This window comes from Aedoeadaptatus acetigenes, from assembly GCF_025566985.1.
Classification (GTDB): domain Bacteria; phylum Bacillota; class Clostridia; order Tissierellales; family Peptoniphilaceae; genus Aedoeadaptatus; species Aedoeadaptatus acetigenes.
The window spans coordinates 125,672-145,250 of the sequence record NZ_JAOQJD010000002.1; the positions used below are offsets into that span (position 1 = coordinate 125,672).

Here is a 19,579-nt window from a genome sequence, read left to right on the forward strand (position 1 = left end):
TTTTTTTACTAGCCAATGCCGATACACTCCATGCAAATTCGTATGGCCTTGTTCAGAACCACCTGCATCTCTCCCCGGTTGATTCCGTAGGCCATCATGGCCATGGATGCGAGGAAGATGGCGGGGCCCAAATAGGCGCGGTATTTTTCTTTCACCTTAGTTGACATTTTTCAGTTCTTTTTCGACGATGGTCTTCCATTCGTCCAGGCTCTTGGCGCCGGAGTAGGAATCGCCCACGATGTTGCCTTTGCTGTCCACGAAGAAGGTTTCCGGCAAGGCTTGAATGCCTTGGAGGCGGCCCTTCATCAATTGATCATCCGGTTTTAAGAAGGGGTAGGTGGTCTTTAATTTCTTTTGAATGGCCTTGGCCTTGTCGATGGCTTCGGGAATGTCTTTTCCGTCTTCGTGGGTGTCCATGACCACGCCCACGACGCCCACGCCCTTGTCTTTCATTTCCGCATTCAGCTTTTCCAAATCGGGGATTTCCTGAATGCAGGCCGTGCACCAGGTGGCGAAGACATTGACCATGGTGAGTTTGTTTTTCGCGAGATCCGCGTCGGTGAAGGCCTTGCCGTCGATGTCCTGGGTCTTAAAGGGGGCGATGGATTTCGCATCGGACGTTTGCTGCATTTCTTTTTCTTCAAAGACGTAGCCGTTTTCCGCCATGGGGGTCCTATCCATGGTCTCAAGCTTCACGCCCTTTAAGGCTTCCTGAACGGCGGGATCCACATCTTTCGCCGTGGATAAGTAGTAATTGTACTTTCCGTCTTTGCTTTCGCCGAGTTTCGTGTGAGTATCCAATTTGGTCACCTTGCTAATGGCGGCCTCGTCCATGGATTTGTCGTAGATCCCCAGAGTACCCGCCCGCTTAATGGCTTCCAGCCACTTCGGGTACTCGTCGCCCATTTTCGGAATTTCCTTGTTCTTGTCTTCTTCCGTTAAAGCGGAGAAGGTGAGCATGGCGTATTTGATTTCGTTCTTTTCGCCTAAGGACTGATCGTCCAGCATGATGACGTCTTTTTTCGTCATCATGTCTTGCAGGGTTTTCGGCAAAGTGATTTTTGCGCCCATGTAGGGGAATTCATAAGTATCTTTTACCTGCCAGGCGTAGTCGGCGGGCTTGATCATTTCATTGCCCATGCCGGCCTTGGAGGCCTCGATGCTTTCGCCTTGGGCCACTTCTTCCGGATGGTCTTCCCGGCGATTGTCTTTCTTCTCGCAGGCCAAAAGGCCGAAGCTTAAGCTCGCGATCAAGGCGCCTGCCAAAATCTTTTTCATTTTCTTATTCATGTGAACACTCCTTTTTCGATGGTAATGTCATTGTAGCGGACGAGGCGTTAAGAGAGCGTTAAGACAATAAAAAATTCCGAGGAAAAAAAGGCTTCCTCAGAACTTTTATTCGTACAGGGCGGCTTTAAATTCTCGAATCGCCGCTTCAAATTCACTTTGCCTCTTTTCCAAGGCACGGAGATCCGCGGCCTCTTTCTCGTCCATAGCTTTCATCAGCACCTGAACATAGGCCTTTTCCGTGCGCAACATGTCTTTTTCAAGACGCCTGAAGGCGCGAAGAGACCCCGGCTCCACGATTTACACCTCCTCGTGGTTGCGGTAGTAGCTTTCGTCTAATTCTTTCGTCACCGATTCCAAGATGCCGTCGTCCAACACGTCCAGGACTTCCTTAAAGACCTGCATTTTTTCTTCGGGCACCTTTTCTTCCAGGCATTTAAGCACGTCGTCGACAAAGTCGTAATTGACTTGGTAGTACTTTTTAAATTTATCCGTGACGAAGAGGTGGACCTGGCGGCGGTCTTTTTGGCTGCGCACTTTTTCCACGTGGCCTTTTTCCACCAAATTATTCACCTTGTAGGCGGCATTCGGTTGGCTCACGCGAATAAAATTGGCCAATTCGTTAATGGTCGGCCCTTGAAGCGCGTAAATGGCCTCGGCACAAAACTTTTCCATGACCGTCAGTGAATCCGGCTGTCTGTTGTTGCGATAGAGATTTTTGTAGAAATTTAATTTATATTTCAGGTAAATTGAATTCATGACTTCTCGCATCGATTTATTGTTTTCCATAAATACCCCAATCTAATAGACCAGTGACAATTATCGTACCATACATAATTGATCGTTAGATTCTTACCGAATCCCTTCAATTAGAAAAGAACAATCCTATATTCGGCATTGTTCTTTTTATAAGACGCATCGTCGCTTATGTAATGGCGGAGCTGAGAGGAATCGAACCCCCGGCACGTGCCTTAGGAGGGCACTGCTCTATCCAACTGAGCTACAGCTCCATAATGAACAGTATACGCACCTATTTCATAATTTGCAATTCATATCCGCGCCTTGCAGAAAATCTTTTACATTCCTTTATATTTATCTTCCAAGGCGATCATGGTCATGCGTCCTTCGTCCATTTCCTCCACTTGATAGACGTAGCGTTCGTCTTCCACAACAGCGCCTAATTCCACGATTTTATCCTGTTCGTCGAATATTTTTTGAATGTAGTCGCCGAGGATCTCTTCTCTGCTCTCGATGTCTCTAACCAAATGTTCGTTGACCTTTTCCATTCTCGTCTGCGCATCGAAAAAAGCCACGCCGGCATTGGCAAGGATTTTGTGAATGGTAAAGTATTTGCGCACGATAAACAAGACGGCGATGGCCAAAACGCCGATAAAAAGGTCTTGGGTATTGTCGCCGTAAATAAGCATTTTTCTCGCCACCACCATAATCATAATGTAGATGATTTGGTATTCCTCGTGATTGATTAACATGGCCACAAATTCCAGGCCGATGACCATTAAGAGGACGTGGGAAAGAAAAGACTGAAAGAGCTCATAACTGCTTCCCTTGGTGCTGTGGGCGATGTCTACCATGTATTTAAAAAGATCGGGGACGGAAGTGACGATCCCGATAATAATAGTGACGGCCATGGCAAATTCCAAGGCGTAGAGCAGGCTTTGGAGCCTGGTTATATATTTCTTTCGATTCATCCCATTTCTCCGGACTTTTCCATTTCCTTACGCATTTTTTCCAATAACTTTTTCTCGATGCGGCTCACGGTCATTTGGGAAATGCCCAATTTTTCCGCGATGGACACCTGGGTCTTCCGATACTGGTAACGGTCGATCAAGATGGTTTTTTCCACATCGTTGAAGTTTTCCATGGCCCGCTGAATAAAGTCGTTCATCTCGACTTTTCGGAAGTACTCCTCTTCCACGCCGATTTTGTCGCCGCGGGACAGATCCCGGTCTTCGCTTCCCGTGTCGAAATTCATGTCCAGACTCTCCGGCGCGTAGACTTTCGACGCTTCCATGACCTCCAGCACTTCCGCCGTGGAAATATCCAGAAATTCCGCGATGTCCGAAATGGTGGGAGTCTTTTGGTTTTGCTGCGCCAGGGTCAATTTGGCGTCGTTGATTTTTTTCGACAGCTCCTGCACCCGGCGGGGCACGCGAATGGTCCATCCCTTGTCCCGGAAGTATTTTTTAATCTCGCCGATAATGGTCGGCGTGGCAAAGGACGAAAATTCAAAGCCCTTGGACGGATCGTAGCGCTCCACGGCAAAAATCAGGCCCATGGAGGCCACTTGAAAGATGTCGTCGTAGTCGATGCCTTTTCCCGTATATTTTTTCGCCAGAATTTCGGCGATGTAAAGGTGCTCTTCGATTAAAATGTCCCGAAGGGTCTTGTCGTCGGTTTCGGCGTATTCGGCAAATAATTCTTTTCGCTTCGCTTTGGAAAGGGGCCGATCCATGTTGTAGTAGGCTTCTTTGTCCATTTTATGCTCCGAAGGTTTTGTAAACGACCAATTGATCGTCGTCGTAGGAGACTTCGTCGGCCAAAGACTCGATAATCATGGCCGTGATGGCCAGGCGCTCGTCGGCCTCGACTTTCTCCTCGCTGATGCCGGAGACGCGGAAGCGAATGGCGCCTTCTTCCGGCTCCATGACGATGTCGATGGTATCTTTCATGCCCATGGCGAAGGAAAGATTGCAGCTTTCCGTAAGAAGCAGGCGAATGTCTCCCAAGGTGTCCATATCGATGTCTTCTTCCACGCAAATCCCCGACACGTTTAAGCGCGCCAGGGAAAGGTAGCGGGGCTTGGCCGGAATGGTTAAATAGACTTTATCTCCCATTAGGCCTCTCCCTCGATATGAAACAATTTGTCTAATTTCGTAATGGTAAAGAGCTTCTTTACATTGGGATCCAAGTGCTCGATGTGCACTTCGTGGCCGTTTTCCTTGACGTAATTGAGCAGGTAAATAAAGCCGCCGAGCCCGGTGGAATCCACGTAAGCTAAATCCGCGGCATCCACGAGGATGTTTTTTTTGTGGGCGTCGTAGGCGGCGACGGCTTCTTCTTTAAATTGAGCCGTGTAATACATGTCCATTTCGCCGCAGGGAATGAGACGCAAGCGTTCCCCGTCATCTTTTATTTTCAGTGTAAACATTCCGCCCTCCTTTTCTCTTCTAGTATATCATCGCAAGCCGCGGGGGCAATACATTTATTCTTCCCCGACGTATTCGGCCACGGCGACGATGTGGCTGTCTTTAATATTCATGAGCTTCACGCCGGAGGTGGCCCGCCCTAAGATGGAAATGGATTCCGCCTTCAGACGAATAATGGCGCCGTCTTCGGAGATCATCATAATTTCGTCTCCGTCGTTTAAGACTTTCGCCGACACCAATTGGCCGGTTTTTTCCTTGATGCGGTAGGTGATCAGGCCCTTGCCGCCGCGATTTTGCACCTTGTATTCTTCCATGGCCGTGCGCTTGCCGTAGCCGTATTCGCTGATAACGGCCAGGGTCTTGCCCTCTTCGGCCTTTACAAAGCTGACCACTTCGTCGTCTTCGTCCAGGCGAATGCCGATGACGCCCATGGCCGTGCGGCCCTGTTCTCTCAGCTCGCCGCCCTTGAAGCGCAGGGACATGCCCTTCTTCGTGACAAAGATTAAATCGTCGTCGTCGCCGCATTGAATGCCGCCGATCATGGTGTCGCCTTCTCTTAAGCCCATGGCGATGAGGCCGTTTTTGCGAATGTTTTTGTATTCGCCCATCTTGGTCTTTTTAATGTAGCCGCGACGGGTGACGAGGAAGAGATTGTCGTCGTCCGCCACCTGATCGATGGGGATAATGCTTTGAATCCGCTCCCCTTCTTCCAATTGAAGCAGGTTCACGATGGCCGTGCCCTTGGCGTTTCTGCCGGCGGCGGGAATTTCGTAGGCCTGTTTCTTATACACTTGGCCGCAGTCGGTAAAGAACAGAATCGTATCCAAGGTGGATGTAATAAAGAGGCTGGTGACGAAGTCGTCGGCCTTTTTGTTTAAGGCGCTGATCCCCTGGCCTCCGCGGTGTTGAGGCTTGTAGGTGCCTTCGGGCATGCGCTTAATATAGCCGGAATTGGTGAGGGTGACCACCACTTCTTCGTCTTCGATGAGATCGGCATCTTCCATTTCCCCGTCGGATTTCGTGATCACCGTGCGGCGCAAATCGCCGTATTTTTCCTTGATCTCCAAGAGTTCTTCTTGAATGGTCTTATCCAAGACCTTGGGATCGGAGAGGATGAGCTCCAATTTTTCGATGAGGGCCAAGAGTTCCCTATACTCTTCTTCCAGCTTTTCCACTTGCAGGCCGCTTAAGCGCTTGATGCGCATGTCCAAAATGGCCTGGCCCTGAATGTCCGTGAGGCCGAAGCGCTCGGTAAATTTCGCCTTGATCTCTTCGTCAGTGCGGTAGCTTTTGACGATTTCGATGATTTCGTCGATATGGTCGATGGCAAGTTTCAAGCCCTCGATAATGTGCACCCGGGCCTTGGCTTTGTTTAAGTCGAAGGTACTGCGTCGGGTCACCACGTCCCGCTGATGCATAACGTAGTAGTGAATAAGCTCGAGCAGAGTCAATTCTTTCGGCACCCCGTCCACCAAGGCGAGATTGATGATGCCGAAGGTGATTTGCAGCTGAGTTTCCTTGTAGAGGCGATTTAAAACCACGTGGGGATTGGCGTCCCGCTTCAGTTCAATAACCATGCGCACGCCGCGGCGATTGGATTCGTCGCGAATGTCGGAGATGCCGTCGATTTTTTTGTCCTTCACGAGCTCGGCGATTTTTTCGATGACCCGCGCCTTGTTCACTTGATAGGGAAATTCCGTCACCACGATTTGGTACTTGCTCTTTAAGGGCTCGATTTCCGCCCGCGCCCGCACTTTTACCTTGCCGCGGCCAGTTTTGTAGGCTTCCTTAATGCCTTCTTTGCCCATAATAAAGGCGCCGGTGGGAAAATCCGGCCCTTTAATGTGGGTCATCATCTTTTCCAGAGAGATTGTTTCGTCGTCCATGTAGGCGATGACCCCGTCGATGACTTCGTTCATATTGTGGGGGGCCATATTGGTGGCCATGCCCACGGCGATGCCGGCGGAGCCGTTGACCAGGAGATTGGGAAAGCGCGAGGGAAGCACCGAAGGTTCCGTCAATTCTTCGTCGAAATTGGGCACGAAGTCCACGGTGTCTTTATTGATGTCTCTCAACATTTCCATGGCCAACTTCGACATGCGCACTTCCGTGTAACGCATGGCCGCCGGGCTGTCCCCGTCCATGGAACCGAAGTTCCCCTGGCCGTCGGCGAGGGGGTAGCGAATGTTAAAGTCCTGGGCCAAACGCACCACGGCGTCGTAAATGGACAAGTCCCCGTGGGGGTGATACTTCCCCATAACGTCCCCGACGAGGCGGGCGCTTTTTCTGTGAGGCTTATCCGGCGTAAGGCCCTGCTGTTGCATGCCGTAGAGAATACGGCGATGCACGGGCTTTAAGCCGTCCCGCACGTCGGGCAGGGCCCGGGCGACGATGACGCTCATGGAATATTCTAAGTAAGCCTTTTTCATGGCTTTTTCTAAGACGACGTCTTGAATGCCGCTTTCATTTGCAAATTTTGCCACTGTATCCTCCTAGGCGTCGATGTTTTCGACGTAAATTGCATTTTCTTCGATAAATTCCCGCCGCGGCGCCACTTCCTGGCCCATAAGCATGGAAAATACTTCGTCGGCCATTTGGGCGTCGTCTACGCTCACGCGAAGGAGCACCCGGTGTTCCGGATTCATGGTGGTTTCCCAGAGCTCTTCCGCGTTCATTTCACCGAGACCTTTGTAGCGACCGATTTTTAAATTCTTGTCCCGGCCCAGGCGATTCATGGCCTCTTGCAGCTCTTCTTCGTTGTAGCAGTATTCCAGCACCTTCGATCCCCGCTTAATGCCGTAAAGGGGCGGCTTAGCCACAAAGACGTGTCCCGCTTCGATCAGCTCGGGCAGGTGGCGGAAAAGGAAGGTCAAGAGCAGGGTTTGAATGTGGGCGCCGTCCACGTCCGCATCGGTCATAATGATGATTTTTCCGTAGCGGAGTTTTTCGATGTCGAATTCCGTATCGATGCCCGTGCCGAAGGCGGTGATCATGGCGCGAATTTCGTTGGAGTTTAAAATCTTGTCCATGCGCGCCTTTTCCACGTTCATGATCTTCCCGCGAAGGGGCAAAATGGCCTGATAGCTGCTGTCCCTGCCGCCCTTGGCGCTGCCGCCGGCGGAGTCCCCTTCCACTAAAAAGATCTCGGTCTTCTCGTTGTCGTTTAACTGGCAGTCCACGAGCTTGCCGGGAAGGGGCGTGTTATCTAAGATGGAGCGCTTCCGCGTCAAATCCCGCGCCTTTCTCGCCGCTTCCCTGGCCCGGCGGGCGGAAAGGGCCTTCGTTAAAATAATCTTTCCGATTTTCGGGTTTTCTTCCAAAAAGGCGGCCAGGTAATTGTTCAACACCCGCTCCACAATGGCCTTGGTCTCGGAATTGCCGAGCTTGGCCTTGGTTTGGCCTTCGAATTGGGGATCGGGAATCTTCACGCTGATCACGGCGCTGATCCCCTCCCGCACATCGTCGCCGGAGAGGTTTTCTTCTTTTTCTTTAATGTAATTGTATTTTCTGCCGTATTCGTTAATGCTCTTGGTAAGGGCGCTTCTGAAGCCCGATAAATGGGTGCCCCCTTCTTCCGTGTTGATATTGTTGGCGAAGGATAAGACCGTCTCCCGGTAGCTGTCCGTGTACTGAATCGAAATTTCCACATTGGTGTCTGAATCCGTTTCGTCCACGTAGAGAATTTTGTCGTGAATGGGCTTTTTGTTCCGATTAATGTATTCCACATAGCTTTTTATGCCGCCGACGTAGTGGTAGATTTCCTTAAATTCCTCTTCGTCTCGGTGGTCGATAAATTCAATGTAGGCGCCCTTGTTTAAAAAGGCCATTTCCCGGAAGCGGCGGGCCAATACCTCCCGGCTGAATTCCACGGTTTCCTTAAATATGTCTTCATCCGGCCAGAAGGTAATGGTGGTGCCCGTGTCCTTCACCCCTTCTTCCACGACGGTAAGTTCCGTTTGAGGAATGCCTCTGGAAAAGACCTGTTCGAAGGCTTTTCCCTCCCGTCGCACGTAGGCGATGAGTTTTTTCGACAGGGCGTTGACCACGCTGACGCCGACGCCGTGAAGGCCGCCGGAGACTTTGTAGGCATTGCTGTCGAATTTCCCCCCGGCATGGAGAATGGTAAGGACGGTTTCCACGGTGGATTTTTTCGTTTGGGGATGAATGTCCACGGGAATGCCGCTACCGTTGTCGCGCACGGAAACAGAGCCGTCTTTGTTCAGTTCCACAATGACCTGATCGCAGCGGCCGGCTAAAATTTCGTCGATGGAATTGTCCACCACTTCGTAGACCAAGTGGTGCAAGCCTTTGGGACCCGTGGACCCGATGTACATGCCCGGGCGTTTACGAACCGGCTCGAGGCCCGTTAATACCTGTATATTGCCGGCATTGTATTCATTTTCCCTTACCATAAATCCTCCTCGCGCAGATCGTCTGCGCTCTTTTTTAATTCGATTAAATCAATGGCTTCCGCCGCCTCTTCCAAGGCCTCCATAGGCTCCGCCGCCGTAATAAAGCATTGGCCTTTAATCATAGAAAGCAACATCCGCCGCCGCTTCTCGTCCAGCTCCGACAAGACGTCGTCTAAAAGCACCACCGGGGCTTCGCCCACCTGCTCGCCGATGCGGTCGATTTCCATGCACTTCATGGCCAAGACGATGCTTCGTATCTGGCCCGTGGAGGCGAATTTCTTCGCTTCCTCGCCGTTTAAGAGAAAAGACAAATCGTCCAAGTGGGGGCCGATGGACGTCCGCCCCCGCTCCCGATCCGTTTCGCGCCTCGCCTTCAGGCTTTCGTAAAAGGCAGTCTCCAACTCCCCGTCCAAGACCACGGGAAAAGACGCCTTGTAGCGCAGCTCCAGGCCCTCGCCCTCGCCTGCGATGGCTTCGTAATAGGTCGAAACGGAGGCGGCCATGCGCTTTAAAAATTTCAGCCGCTCCCTTAAAATCACCGCCGCGTAATTTGCCAAACTTCGGTCGTAGACGTCTAAAAGATCCATATCCCGAAGCTTTCTGAGTACGACGTTTCGCTGATAGAGTACGTGGTAGTAGGACGTGTAGGCCTCGTCGTAGGCGGGAGAGAGCATGCGGAGCATGTCGTCGATAAATGCCCGGCGCCGCGATGGGGCGCCCTGCACCATCTGCAAGTGCCCGGGCTCGAAAAGCACCACGCCCATGCCCCGACCGTAGGCCGAGGTGTTTTTTACGGGATTGTGATCCCTGAGAAAGCGGCGCTTGTCTTTTTTTACGGTGATCTCCATGTCCCTGGCGAAGTCGTCCATGACCACGGTGGCCGCCACAAAGGCGCTCTCCTCGCCGAAGGCGATCACTTCTTTTAACGAAGCGGTTTTAAAACTGCGCCCCGTCATGGCTAAGTAAATGGCCTCTAAAAAATTCGTCTTACCCGTGCCGTTGGGCCCGATGATGCGATACATTTTCGGTTCCAAATCCACAAAAAGGCGGCGATGGTTTCGAAACGAGACCATGTTTAATTCAGATACAAACACATCGTCCTCCCGCCCCGTTGAATTTTCATTCGTTTCCCTTAGTATAGTACAAATGTTCTATTCCGACAAATGGGTCTCGTCCTTCTCAATGGTGTCTTTTTCTCCCATAAACTCCACCACATCGCCCGGGTAGAGCTTTCTGCCCCGGCGATGTTCCATTTCGCCGTTTACATAGACCAGGCCGTCGGAGACCACCATTTTAGCCATGCCGCCGGAATCCACCCACTGCACGTATTTTAAAAAGCTGTCGAGCTTAATGTAGTCCGTCGTTATTTTCATAGATTGGCCAACCTTACGGGCAAGACGAGATACAGGCTGTCCGTCCCTTCCAAGGGCGTAATAATGCAGGGATTCACCGCGTCGGTAAAGCCGAGGGAAATGGTCTCCTCGTCCATGACGCGAATTCCTTCCAATAAGTAGCGAGCGTTAAAGGCGATGGTGAGATCATTCCCCGTCTTTTCGGCGCGAATGGTTTCGTGAACCTTCCCTACTTCGGAATTGGAGAGGATTTCGATTTGATCGTCTTTAATTTCCAGACGCACCAAGCCGTTTCGCTCCTTGCCCGTCATTAAACTGGCCCGCTCCAAGGCGTCGATTAACTGTTTTCTGTCACAGGTCACTTTCACGTCGTGCTCCGTGCGGATCAGGCTGTTGTAGCGGAAAAATTCGCCGTTTAAGAGCTTGGTGAAAAATTTCGTCTCGTCGAATTGAATCAAGACGTGGTTGTTTCCGATTTCCAGCGTAAGGGTCTTGGTTTCGTCGATGAGCTTTGTGATTTCCGACACGCCTCTCGCCGGCAAGATTAAATCCCGACGCACGGACTGTTCTCCACGAATGCGGCTCAAGGCCATGCGGTAGCCGTCCAAGGCCACGAAGGTAATGCCTTCCGGCTGAACGTCTAGGAGCACGCCGGTTAAGACGATGCGCATGTCGTCGTTGGATGTGGCGAATTGGGTCTCTTTAAAGGCCTTTAGCAAGGCTTCGCCGGTGACCACGATTTTTTCTTCGCCGCCCAGTTCCGGCAGCTGCGGGTATTCCTCCGGATTTTGGCCCATAATTTCAAATTCCGACTGCTCGCAGACCAGGGAAAGCTTTTGACCTTCGCTTTTTATATGCACCATGGCGTTGGGGAGCTTGCGCACAATGTCTCCGAATAAAGAGGCATTTAATACGATGCTTCCCGCCTCTTCCACGAAACAGGCGTGGCGGGATTCCATGGAGATTTCCGTGTCCGTGGCTCTTAGGATCAATTGATCTTCCGTGGCCTCCATGTAGATGCCTTCCAATATTTGCATGCTCGTCTTTGCTGAAATGGCCCGGGAGACGGTGGAGACGATGGAAGCCAATGCGGATTTTTCGATTTGAAATTTCAAATGCTTTCCTCCTCAACTATTAGATTAGTACTTCGTATTCGTAGTAGGGGCTGTGAATTTGTGGATAGTCCCCTTTAAAAGGATCCGCGTCGTGATCATCCTGTGGATAATTTATGGATATCCCCGTGGATGGTTTCTCTTTTATCCACAATCCGACTAATTGCCCTTAATGGTTTCTTTCAACGATTCGATGGTGACGTAGAGATTGGTGTCTTTTTCCATATCGTCTTTGATCTTATCGCAGGCGTGAATCACCGTGGAGTGATCCCTTCCGCCGAATTCCTGACCGATTTTCGGAAGAGACATATCCGTCAGCTCCCGGGTCAGGTACATGGCGATTTGTCGGGGATAGGCCAAGGGGCGTGAGCGCTTTTTGCTGTCCATTTGCTCCACAGTTAATTGATACTTTTCGCAAACCACGTCCTTGATTCGCTCCACCGTAATGGCGACGGGTCGGTTGTTTTCGTAAATATCTTTCAGCACTGTCGCCGCCGTCTCTTCCGTAATGACGCCGGTGGTGAGTTTGGAATAGGCCGTAACCCGAGAAAGGGCCCCTTCCAGTTCACGGATATTGCTCTTTACGTGGGTGGCGATGTAATTGATCACCTCGTCGGGAACGTCGAAGCCGTCGCTTTCGGCTTTGTTCCTTAATATAGCGATGCGGGTTTCCAGATCCGGCGCCTGAATGTCCACCACGAGGCCCCAGGCGAAGCGGGAAATAAGCCGCTGCTCCAGTTTTTGAATGTCCTTCGGCGGCTTGTCGCTGGTGAGTACAATTTGCTTGTCCCGGGCGTGGAGCTCGTTAAAGGTGTGGAAAAACTCGTCCATGGTGGATTCCTTGTCGGCGATAAATTGAATGTCGTCGATTAAAAGCAGGTCTTGGGACCGATACTTTCTGCGGAATTCCTCGTTGCGATTGGTTTGAATGGATGCGATAAATTCGTTGGTAAACTGCTCGCTGGTCACGTACAAAATCCGCTTGTTCGGATCGTTTCGATGCATAAAATGGCCGATGGCATGCATTAAGTGGGTTTTACCCAGGCCGACGCCGCCGTAGATAAACAAGGGGTTGGCGTGGGCTTCGATGGGATTTTCCGCCACGGCCAAGGAGGCTGCGTGGGCAAATTGATTGGACTGGCCCACGACGAAGGAGTCGAAGGTGTATTTCGGATTTAAGTGAGACAGGGATTCGGCGGCATTTTCCGCAGGCATGGCCCGGCCCTCCCCGTCGGCGGTGAGGACGAATTGAATGTCCAAATCCCTTCCGCCGGCTTCTTTTACGACGCGGCGAATGAGGTTTTTGTAATTGTTGTTGTTCTTTTTTAAATGATTTAAGACGAATTCACGGCTCACGCCTAAGATCAAGGCGTCGTCGCGAATGGCGATGGGTTGAATCGGGCGAAACCAGGTATTGATTTGGGACTCGTAGAGGTTTTCTTCGAGAATCAATTGAAAGGCATCGTCCCACAGGGTTTTAACATCGGTTGACATAGACGTTCGCTCCTTAAAGCTATGTATTAACATATTCACATGTGGAAAAATCTCTATGGATGAAAAAATCCACAAGATTGTGGATTGTGGGGATAAACTGTTTATGAACAATGACTCGAAATGCATTTGTTTATAAACCGGGACTATTTTTTCGTATTTTACGGGAAATTCTGTGAAAAGAAGATACTTATCAACAAGTTATACACAGAGTGTGAATAACTACAATGTATCGACAGGCAATCTTTTTATTCACAGGCTCGAAATAATTATACACAAATATAAAAAAGTTATCAACATGTCCGGCGCCTTCACGGGCCTTTAAAAATCCGTCCTTCGGCGATTTTTTTTGCGAGGAGAGGGAGGAAATTCCTCTATATTCATTGACTTCAAGGGGATGAGTCCCTATAATATATAGAGTGTATTTAAAAAAAATAGGTCCATTGGGCATTTTTTTATCCCGACAGAGGAGGTGTAATCATGAAAAGAACGTACCAACCGAAACGCAAACAAAGAAAAAGAGAACACGGTTTTCGTGCACGCATGAGAACGCGCGGCGGTCGTAAGGTTTTGCGCGCCCGCAGACTTAAGGGAAGAAAAAGACTTTCCGCATAATCCATGGAAAAAAAGTACTTTCTGACGAAAGACGGGGATTTTAAAAAAGTATATAGGAAGAGAAAAACGTTCGGTAACAGAAATTTTACTCTTTACGTCAAGCGAAACGGCCTGGCCCATTCCAGGATGGGTTTTTCCATCAACAAGAAGGTGGGCAAGGCCGTTGTTCGTAATAAAATAAAAAGACGGCTGAAAGCCCTTTATCAGGAAGCGTATCCGCGCCTCACGCCGGGCTACGATTACGTCATCGTCGTCAAAAATAATGTGGCGGATTTAGATTTTAAAACCATGAAATCCGCCTTTTACCATCTGTTTCGCGTATCGAAGTTTCTAAAGGGGGGCAAAAAGTCATGAGGACTTTGGCCTTGGGACTGATTCGTTTTTACCAAAAAGTGATTTCTCCTTATGTATTGCCCGGGGCGCACTGCAGGTTTTATCCGACGTGCAGCCAATACGGCTACGAAGCTTTTTCAACATACCCGTTCTTTAAGGCGCTTTATTTAACCGTAAGGCGCGTTTTACGCTGTCACCCTTTTCATAAGGGCGGCTATGATCCACTTCCATAGAGATTAGGAGGAAGTTCACTTGATTAACGCTTTAGCGAGTTTCTTCGGCACCCTTCTCCACGCCATTTACAATTTCTTGGCGGGAATCGGCTCGGAACCGAAGATGATTTCCTTTTATGCGATTTCCATTATTATCACGACCCTGCTTTTCCGTTTGGCCCTTTTGCCTTTGAATTTATTCCAAACGAAAAACCAGTTGAAGATGGCGAAATTGCAGCCGGAAATGAAAAAAATTCAAAAAAAATACGAAAAAGACCCCCAGCTCTTGGCGCAAAAACAGTCTCAGCTCTACAAGGAAGCACAATTTAATCCTTTAAGCGGCTGTTTGCCCATGCTGGTTCAATTCCCCGTTCTCTTGGCTTTTTATCGGATCTTTATGTTTCCGACGAAATTTGCCTTTACGAATCCGGAATTTTACGCGTCCATACAGAAGAATTTCTTTTTTATTCAAAACCTCGATAAGGTGGACCCTACGGGGATGATTTTCCCTATTATAGCAGCCTTTTTTACCTGGCTATCCACCTACATCGTGCAAAAGAGCAACAAGGCCCCGTCTACGGAGCAATCGGAGCAAATGATGCGCACCATGTCCATGATGATGCCCATTATGATCTTTGTTTTCGCGAGAAAGATGGCGGCGGGTTTGGTCTTGTACTGGATCGTCGGTAGTATCTACACGATTTTCCAACAATATGTGAGCAACAAAATTATCGAAAAAGAAAAAGAAGCGGAGGCATAGCATGAATTTCTCCATTCAATCGGCAAAAACCATCGACGAGGCCGTGGAAAAGGCCCTCCTCGAGTTGAAAGCCACCCCAGGTGAGGTGGAAATCGAAGTAATTGAAGAGCCCTCCGGCGGCTTTTTAGGGCTGATTGGGGGCAAGGATGCTATTGTCAAGGTGAAGAAAAAAATGGACCACAAGGACATTGTGGAATCCATTTTAAAGGATGAAGAAATCCAAACCGTGCGCACGGTTTTGGACGAAAAGGCTCAACAAGAAGCGCAAGAAGCGGTGGAAGATGAGGAATCGGACGAGGTTTTCGCAGAATCCGAAGAAGAGGAAGAAGCCGAAGCCACGCCGGAGGAACCGGCTTTCGAGCGCTTAAACGACGAGGAAATGGAAGCCATGATTCGCGACTACATCGACCGAATTATGGGGGCCATGGACTTGGCCTATACCCTATCCGTGGATTTCAATGAAAATGAGATCGACGTGTCCATCGACGGCAAGAAAGAGGAGACGGGCATTGTCATCGGCAAGCACGGATCCACGTTAAACGGCATTCAAATCGTGCTTTCCGCCATGGTGAACCAACGGAGCGAAGAATTTCGCCGGGTCATCGTGGACTGCAGCGGCTACCGCAAAAAGCGGGAGCAGGTGCTGAAGCGCATCGCCGGCAAGACGGCGAACAAAGTATTAAAGACGAATAAATCCATTAAATTGGAGCCGATGAATGCACAGGAAAGGCGCATCATTCACGCCTGCCTGGCCAATGTCGACGGCATTCGAACGCGGAGCGAGGGGAAAGATCCCCACAGGCGCGTCGTCATTCATAAGGATACATCCCAGCCTTCATAGTCTCTATGAAGGCTTTTTTATAGGAAAGGTTGACTACTATGACAATTGCGGCTATATCTACGGCAAAGTCTCCCGCGGGGATCGGCATCGTGCGATTAAGCGGAGATGCGGCCATTTCTCTGGCCTGCGGCTTTTTTCGGGGCAAACAGAGTCTTGAAGATCCTGCAAACGACCGAAAGCTTCTCTACGGCCACATCGTCTCCGAAGGCGAGGTGGTGGACGAGGTCTTGGCCGTGGCCTTTCGCGCACCCTTCAGCTACACCGGCGAGGACATGGTGGAAATTCAGGCCCACGGCAGTCGCATCGGCCTGGAGCGCATTTTAAACTGCTTTATTTCCGCCGGGGCGGAGCCGGCGAAGCGGGGCGAGTTTACGAAGATCGCCTTTTTAAACGGAAAGCTTGATTTAACGGAAGCCGAGGCCATTATCGACATGATCGAAGCGGAAAGCGTCTCGGCCCAAAAGCAGAGCGCCCGTCAGCTCACCGGCCATTTGTACCGAAAGATCGAGGGCTTCCGCACGCGGATCAAGGACACTTTGGCCCATTTGGTGGCGGACATCGACTTTTCCACGGAAGAGGTGGAGCCCGTGGATGTAAGCGCCCTGATCACTACCTGCGAGGCCATTTTAGCCGAAATGAAGGCCTTGGAATCCACCTTTACCCGAGGGAAATTGGTACAGGAAGGCATCGCCACGGCCATTGTAGGCAAGCCCAATGTGGGAAAGAGTTCCTTTTTAAATAAAATGCTCCGGGAAGACAAGGCCATCGTCACGGACATTCCCGGCACCACTCGGGACGTGCTCGAGGCGAGTTACTCCCTGGACGGGATCCACCTTCGCATTCAGGACACGGCGGGGATTCGAAAGACCCAGGACACCATCGAGCAGATCGGCATCGAGCGGGCCATGGCGAGCATGGAAGAGGCGGATCTCATTATCGCCCTCTTCGACGCCTCCCGCCCCCTTGAAGAAGAAGACATGGAAATCATCGAGCGGATCAAGGACAAGCGGGTGATTTGCCTCTTAAATAAGCAGGATCTCGGGTCGGTGTTGGACAAAGAAGCCATGGAGGCCTATTTCCCGGGCGCCGTCATCGAGACCAGCTTTATTCGAGACGAGGGCCTGGCTGCCGTGGAGGATTTGATCGAATCCTGGTTCCTCTCCGGCACCATCGAAGAAGACGAGATACAGATCTATTCCCTGCGCCACAAGCTTCTTCTCGCGGAAGCCGTGGAATCCCTCTCGAAGGCGGTAGAGGACATACGTTCGGGGGTCGGACTGGATCTCGCCGAGGTCTACGTGGAGGACGCGTTTTTGAAATTAGGCGAAATCACCGGCCAAACCGCCGGCGAGGAAGTCTTGGACCACGTATTCTCTAAATTTTGTATCGGAAAATAAGGAGCGAAAATGAATTTTTTAGCGAAAACCGTCGATATCGTCGTCGTCGGCGCGGGCCATGCGGGCTGCGAAGCGGCCCTGGCGGCGGCGCGCATGGGCCATTCTGTGGCCATTCTTACCATTAATTTAAATGCCGTGGCGGCCATGAACTGCAATCCCAATGTAGGGGGCACAGGTAAGGGCCACTTGGTGCGGGAAATCGACGCATTGGGCGGCGAAATCGGAAGAAACATCGACAAGACCTTTATCCAATGCCGCATGTTGAATCGCTCCAAGGGCCCGGCGGTCCACTCCCTCAGGGCTCAGGCGGACAAGTGGGACTACCACGCCGCCATGAAGGAGACTTTGGAAAACACGAAAAATCTCCACCTGATTCAGGACGAGGCCGTGGATTTTTACATGGAAGACGGGGAAGTTTCAGGCGTTATCGGCAAGAGCGGCGCCATTTATAAATCCAAGAAGACCATTTTAGCTACGGGAACCTACCTCCGCGGCCGGGTATTTATGGGCGAGGTGAACTACGCTTCCGGCCCCGACGGCATGCAACCGGCCAATCAGCTTACCGCCGCCATCGAGGGCCTGGGCCTTAAGACCATGCGCATGAAGACCGGAACGCCGGCGCGGGTGCACCGGGATTCTATCGACTTTACGGGCATGGACGTGCAAATGGGCGATGAAACCATCGTGCCTTTCTCCTTCTCCAATTTCGACGTGGATTACAGTGAGAAGGAGCAGATTAAATGCTACTTAACTTACACGACCCCTGAATGCCACGAAATCATTCGGGAAAACATCCATCGCTCCGCCATGGCCATGGGAGACATCGAGGGCATCGGCCCCCGCTACTGCCCTTCCATTGAAGACAAGGTGACTCGCTTCGCCGATCGGGATCGCCACCAGGTCTTTCTCGAGCCGGAGGGGCTCCACACGAAAGAAATCTACGTTCAGGGCGTCTCTTCCTCCCTACCTGTAGAGGTGCAAATGGCCCTCTACAAAAAGATCGACGGCCTGGAAAATTGCGAATTTATGCGCCCGGCCTATGCCATCGAGTACGACGCCATCGACGCCACGAAACTACGGTTAAGCCTTCAGGTCACCGACGCGCCGAATCTCTACATGGCGGGCCAGATCAACGGCTCCAGCGGCTACGAAGAGGCGGCGGCCCAAGGACTCATGGCGGGAATCAACGCGGCCCTTTCCATCGAGGGCAAAGAACCTTTTATCTTGGGGCGGGATCAGGCCTATATCGGCGTCTTAATCGACGATCTCGTCACCAAGGGCACCCGAGAGCCCTACCGCATGATGACGGCTCGTGCGGAGTATCGCCTTACCCTGCGCCAGGACAATGCGGATCTGCGTCTCACAGAGCTTGGGCGGGAAATCGGTTTGGTGGGCGACGAACAGTACGAAAAGTTCCTGGAGCGACGGGATGCCATCGAAAAGGAACGGGCGCGCCTGGCCTCCATTCAGATCAATCCCACGGACGAAAACATCGAAAAGCTGGCGGATCTCGGTTCGGCCACCCTTAAAAACGCTACGCCCCTGTTAAACCTTATGCAGCGGCCGGAGCTGACCTACGATCGACTGGCCGTCTTCGATCCCGATAGGCCGGCACTTCCCCGCCACGTCATCGACGAGGTGGAGACGGATATTCGCTACAAGGGCTACATCGAAAAGCAGGCGGCGCAAATTCAAAAGTTCCGGAAGATGGAGACGAAAATGCTTTCCAAGGACCTGGATTACGGCGCCATCGGCGGTTTGAGAAACGAAGCCAAGGAAAAGCTCTCGAAGATTCAACCGGAGTCCGTGGGACAGGCGAGCCGCATCAGCGGCGTGAGCCCGGCGGATATTAATGTCCTTTTAATTTATTTGGAACAGAAACACAGGGAGGCGGCAAATGAACTGGCAGACGCGTAAGGACTATCTGAAGCAATTTCCCGTAGAGATCCCCACCAAGGCCTTCGATCGCTACGGCGACATCCTCTTGGACTGGAACGAGCGCATGAACCTCACCCGCATCACCGACGAAGACGATATGATGAACAAACATTTTATCGACTCCCTCACCCCCACATTGACGGCGGCCTATGAGGGCACGGGAAAGATTCTGGATTTAGGCACCGGCGCCGGCTTTCCCGGCATGGTGCTCGCCATGGTGTCGCCGGAGCGGGACGTGCATCTTATGGACAGCTTAAATAAGCGGATTACTTTTCTGGATCACGTGGTGAAGGAGCTGGGCCTTACCAATGTAAGCACCTTCCACGGTCGGGCCGAAGAAGCCGGGCGGGACAGAAAATTCCGCGAGCAATACGGACTCGTCGTCTCCCGCGCTGTGGCGCGGCTTCCCATTTTGGCGGAATACTGCCTTCCCTTTGTGCGCCTAGGCGGCCATCTTATTGCCATGAAGGGCGCCGAAGGTGTGGAAGAAGTTGAGGAAGCCAAACGGGCCATAGAGATTTTAGGCGGACAGCTCGAGGAAATTGTGGACCTCCGACTTCCCGGCGGCGACGAGCGCCATTTGGTGGTCATTAAAAAGGTGAAGGGAACGCCGGAGAAATATCCGCGAGGCGGCGGCAAACCGCGGAAGGATCCTCTCTAAT

The 19,579-nt window shown here is 51.3% G+C and carries 22 protein-coding genes and 1 tRNA gene; 8 read left to right on the forward strand and 15 right to left on the reverse strand.

Annotated elements, in window-relative coordinates; all coding sequences use genetic code 11:
* Nucleotides 1-8 precede the first annotated feature (8 nt).
* The 15 genes from OCV31_RS01520 to dnaA all read right to left on the reverse strand — a co-directional run bounded on the left by OCV31_RS01520 (nucleotide 9) and on the right by dnaA (nucleotide 12,824).
* Entirely contained in the window at nucleotides 9-155 is a 147-nt protein-coding gene (locus OCV31_RS01520) for a CD1871A family CXXC motif-containing protein (RefSeq protein WP_394800626.1), read from the reverse strand.
* A 1-nt stretch (nucleotide 156) separates the two neighbouring features.
* Nucleotides 157-1,290, reverse strand: a complete 1,134-nt coding sequence (locus tag OCV31_RS01525) for a TlpA family protein disulfide reductase (RefSeq protein WP_267303735.1) — start codon at nucleotides 1,288-1,290, stop codon at nucleotides 157-159.
* 105 nt (nucleotides 1,291-1,395) lie between these two features.
* A complete protein-coding gene (locus OCV31_RS01530; protein ID WP_148471950.1) occupies nucleotides 1,396-1,584 on the reverse strand; it encodes a hypothetical protein in 189 nt (62 codons plus the stop codon).
* Nucleotides 1,585-1,587: 3 nt separating this feature from the next.
* Nucleotides 1,588-2,046 (reverse strand): MarR family winged helix-turn-helix transcriptional regulator, encoded by a 459-nt coding sequence (locus tag OCV31_RS01535; protein ID WP_267303736.1) that lies wholly within the window; start codon nucleotides 2,044-2,046, stop codon nucleotides 1,588-1,590.
* Nucleotides 2,047-2,220: 174 nt separating this feature from the next.
* A tRNA-Arg gene (locus OCV31_RS01540) sits at nucleotides 2,221-2,297 on the reverse strand.
* 66 nt (nucleotides 2,298-2,363) lie between these two features.
* A complete protein-coding gene (locus OCV31_RS01545) occupies nucleotides 2,364-2,996 on the reverse strand; it encodes a phosphate-starvation-inducible PsiE family protein (protein ID WP_148471954.1) in 633 nt (210 codons plus the stop codon).
* Complete coding sequence (locus tag OCV31_RS01550) at nucleotides 2,993-3,784, reverse strand: SigB/SigF/SigG family RNA polymerase sigma factor (protein ID WP_148471956.1); 792 nt, start codon at nucleotides 3,782-3,784, stop codon at nucleotides 2,993-2,995. The genes OCV31_RS01545 and OCV31_RS01550 overlap by 4 nt, the downstream gene beginning before the upstream one ends.
* Before the next feature lies 1 nt (nucleotide 3,785).
* Nucleotides 3,786-4,142, reverse strand: coding sequence for an ATP-binding protein (locus OCV31_RS01555; protein ID WP_148471959.1), 357 nt, complete (start codon nucleotides 4,140-4,142; stop codon nucleotides 3,786-3,788).
* Nucleotides 4,142-4,456 carry an STAS domain-containing protein gene (locus OCV31_RS01560; RefSeq protein WP_108831343.1) on the reverse strand — a complete coding sequence of 105 codons (315 nt, stop codon included), beginning with the start codon at nucleotides 4,454-4,456 and terminating at the stop codon, nucleotides 4,142-4,144. The genes OCV31_RS01555 and OCV31_RS01560 overlap by 1 nt, the downstream gene beginning before the upstream one ends.
* Before the next feature lie 54 nt (nucleotides 4,457-4,510).
* Nucleotides 4,511-6,937 (reverse strand): DNA gyrase subunit A, encoded by a 2,427-nt coding sequence (gyrA, locus tag OCV31_RS01565; protein WP_148471961.1) that lies wholly within the window; start codon nucleotides 6,935-6,937, stop codon nucleotides 4,511-4,513.
* Between the two features lie 9 nt (nucleotides 6,938-6,946).
* Nucleotides 6,947-8,866, reverse strand: a complete 1,920-nt coding sequence (gyrB, locus tag OCV31_RS01570; RefSeq protein ID WP_148471963.1) for a DNA topoisomerase (ATP-hydrolyzing) subunit B — start codon at nucleotides 8,864-8,866, stop codon at nucleotides 6,947-6,949.
* Complete coding sequence (recF, locus tag OCV31_RS01575) at nucleotides 8,860-9,960, reverse strand: DNA replication/repair protein RecF (protein ID WP_148471965.1); 1,101 nt, start codon at nucleotides 9,958-9,960, stop codon at nucleotides 8,860-8,862. Before recF ends, gyrB begins: the two co-directional genes overlap by 7 nt.
* Nucleotides 9,961-10,017: 57 nt before the next feature.
* A complete protein-coding gene (yaaA, locus tag OCV31_RS01580; protein WP_148471967.1) occupies nucleotides 10,018-10,239 on the reverse strand; it encodes a S4 domain-containing protein YaaA in 222 nt (73 codons plus the stop codon).
* Nucleotides 10,236-11,333: a DNA polymerase III subunit beta gene (gene dnaN, locus OCV31_RS01585; protein WP_148471969.1), complete on the reverse strand. Its 1,098-nt coding sequence runs from the start codon at nucleotides 11,331-11,333 to the stop codon at nucleotides 10,236-10,238. Before dnaN ends, yaaA begins: the two co-directional genes overlap by 4 nt.
* Before the next feature lie 156 nt (nucleotides 11,334-11,489).
* On the reverse strand, nucleotides 11,490-12,824 hold the full coding sequence (dnaA, locus tag OCV31_RS01590) for a chromosomal replication initiator protein DnaA (RefSeq protein ID WP_148471971.1): 1,335 nt from the start codon (nucleotides 12,822-12,824) through the stop codon (nucleotides 11,490-11,492).
* 477 nt (nucleotides 12,825-13,301) lie between these two features.
* Between dnaA and rpmH the strand changes: the two genes are divergently transcribed.
* The 8 genes from rpmH to rsmG are packed head-to-tail and all read left to right on the forward strand — an operon-like array spanning nucleotide 13,302 to nucleotide 19,578.
* Entirely contained in the window at nucleotides 13,302-13,436 is a 135-nt protein-coding gene (gene rpmH / locus OCV31_RS01595) for a 50S ribosomal protein L34 (protein WP_148471973.1), read from the forward strand.
* A gap of 3 nt (nucleotides 13,437-13,439) precedes the next feature.
* Nucleotides 13,440-13,790 (forward strand): ribonuclease P protein component, encoded by a 351-nt coding sequence (gene rnpA / locus OCV31_RS01600; protein ID WP_148471975.1) that lies wholly within the window; start codon nucleotides 13,440-13,442, stop codon nucleotides 13,788-13,790.
* The gene (gene yidD / locus OCV31_RS01605) at nucleotides 13,787-14,002 is read left to right on the forward strand and encodes a membrane protein insertion efficiency factor YidD (protein WP_108831351.1); all 216 of its coding nucleotides are present in this window, start codon (nucleotides 13,787-13,789) and stop codon (nucleotides 14,000-14,002) included. The genes rnpA and yidD overlap by 4 nt, the downstream gene beginning before the upstream one ends.
* A gap of 19 nt (nucleotides 14,003-14,021) precedes the next feature.
* On the forward strand, nucleotides 14,022-14,741 hold the full coding sequence (locus OCV31_RS01610) for a YidC/Oxa1 family membrane protein insertase (protein WP_317246786.1): 720 nt from the start codon (nucleotides 14,022-14,024) through the stop codon (nucleotides 14,739-14,741).
* A gap of 1 nt (nucleotide 14,742) precedes the next feature.
* On the forward strand, nucleotides 14,743-15,582 hold the full coding sequence (gene jag / locus OCV31_RS01615) for an RNA-binding cell elongation regulator Jag/EloR (RefSeq protein ID WP_148471977.1): 840 nt from the start codon (nucleotides 14,743-14,745) through the stop codon (nucleotides 15,580-15,582).
* A 38-nt stretch (nucleotides 15,583-15,620) separates the two neighbouring features.
* Nucleotides 15,621-16,979 carry a tRNA uridine-5-carboxymethylaminomethyl(34) synthesis GTPase MnmE gene (mnmE, locus tag OCV31_RS01620; RefSeq protein ID WP_148471979.1) on the forward strand — a complete coding sequence of 453 codons (1,359 nt, stop codon included), beginning with the start codon at nucleotides 15,621-15,623 and terminating at the stop codon, nucleotides 16,977-16,979.
* Between the two features lie 9 nt (nucleotides 16,980-16,988).
* Entirely contained in the window at nucleotides 16,989-18,896 is a 1,908-nt protein-coding gene (gene mnmG, locus OCV31_RS01625; RefSeq protein WP_148471981.1) for a tRNA uridine-5-carboxymethylaminomethyl(34) synthesis enzyme MnmG, read from the forward strand.
* Nucleotides 18,877-19,578, forward strand: a complete 702-nt coding sequence (gene rsmG, locus OCV31_RS01630) for a 16S rRNA (guanine(527)-N(7))-methyltransferase RsmG (protein WP_148471984.1) — start codon at nucleotides 18,877-18,879, stop codon at nucleotides 19,576-19,578. The genes mnmG and rsmG overlap by 20 nt, the downstream gene beginning before the upstream one ends.
* Nucleotide 19,579 lies beyond the last annotated feature (1 nt).

Bases quoted from the DNA above. Each gene is read 5' to 3' on its own strand.
- OCV31_RS01525 (WP_267303735.1), bottom strand. From the start codon at position 1,290: ATGAATAAGAAAATGAAAAAGATTTTGGCAGGCGCCTTGATCGCGAGC.
- OCV31_RS01535 (WP_267303736.1), bottom strand. From the start codon at position 2,046: ATGAATTCAATTTACCTGAAATATAAATTAAATTTCTACAAAAATCTC.
- OCV31_RS01545 (WP_148471954.1), bottom strand. From the start codon at position 2,996: ATGAATCGAAAGAAATATATAACCAGGCTCCAAAGCCTGCTCTACGCC.
- OCV31_RS01550 (WP_148471956.1), bottom strand. From the start codon at position 3,784: ATGGACAAAGAAGCCTACTACAACATGGATCGGCCCCTTTCCAAAGCG.
- OCV31_RS01555 (WP_148471959.1), bottom strand. From the start codon at position 4,142: ATGGGAGATAAAGTCTATTTAACCATTCCGGCCAAGCCCCGCTACCTT.
- OCV31_RS01560 (WP_108831343.1), bottom strand. From the start codon at position 4,456: ATGTTTACACTGAAAATAAAAGATGACGGGGAACGCTTGCGTCTCATT.
- gyrB (WP_148471963.1), bottom strand. From the start codon at position 8,866: ATGGTAAGGGAAAATGAATACAATGCCGGCAATATACAGGTATTAACG.
- yaaA (WP_148471967.1), bottom strand. From the start codon at position 10,239: ATGAAAATAACGACGGACTACATTAAGCTCGACAGCTTTTTAAAATAC.
- dnaA (WP_148471971.1), bottom strand. From the start codon at position 12,824: ATGTCAACCGATGTTAAAACCCTGTGGGACGATGCCTTTCAATTGATT.
- rpmH (WP_148471973.1), top strand. From the start codon at position 13,302: ATGAAAAGAACGTACCAACCGAAACGCAAACAAAGAAAAAGAGAACAC.
- rnpA (WP_148471975.1), top strand. From the start codon at position 13,440: ATGGAAAAAAAGTACTTTCTGACGAAAGACGGGGATTTTAAAAAAGTA.
- yidD (WP_108831351.1), top strand. From the start codon at position 13,787: ATGAGGACTTTGGCCTTGGGACTGATTCGTTTTTACCAAAAAGTGATT.
- jag (WP_148471977.1), top strand. From the start codon at position 14,743: ATGAATTTCTCCATTCAATCGGCAAAAACCATCGACGAGGCCGTGGAA.
- mnmE (WP_148471979.1), top strand. From the start codon at position 15,621: ATGACAATTGCGGCTATATCTACGGCAAAGTCTCCCGCGGGGATCGGC.
- mnmG (WP_148471981.1), top strand. From the start codon at position 16,989: ATGAATTTTTTAGCGAAAACCGTCGATATCGTCGTCGTCGGCGCGGGC.
- rsmG (WP_148471984.1), top strand. From the start codon at position 18,877: ATGAACTGGCAGACGCGTAAGGACTATCTGAAGCAATTTCCCGTAGAG.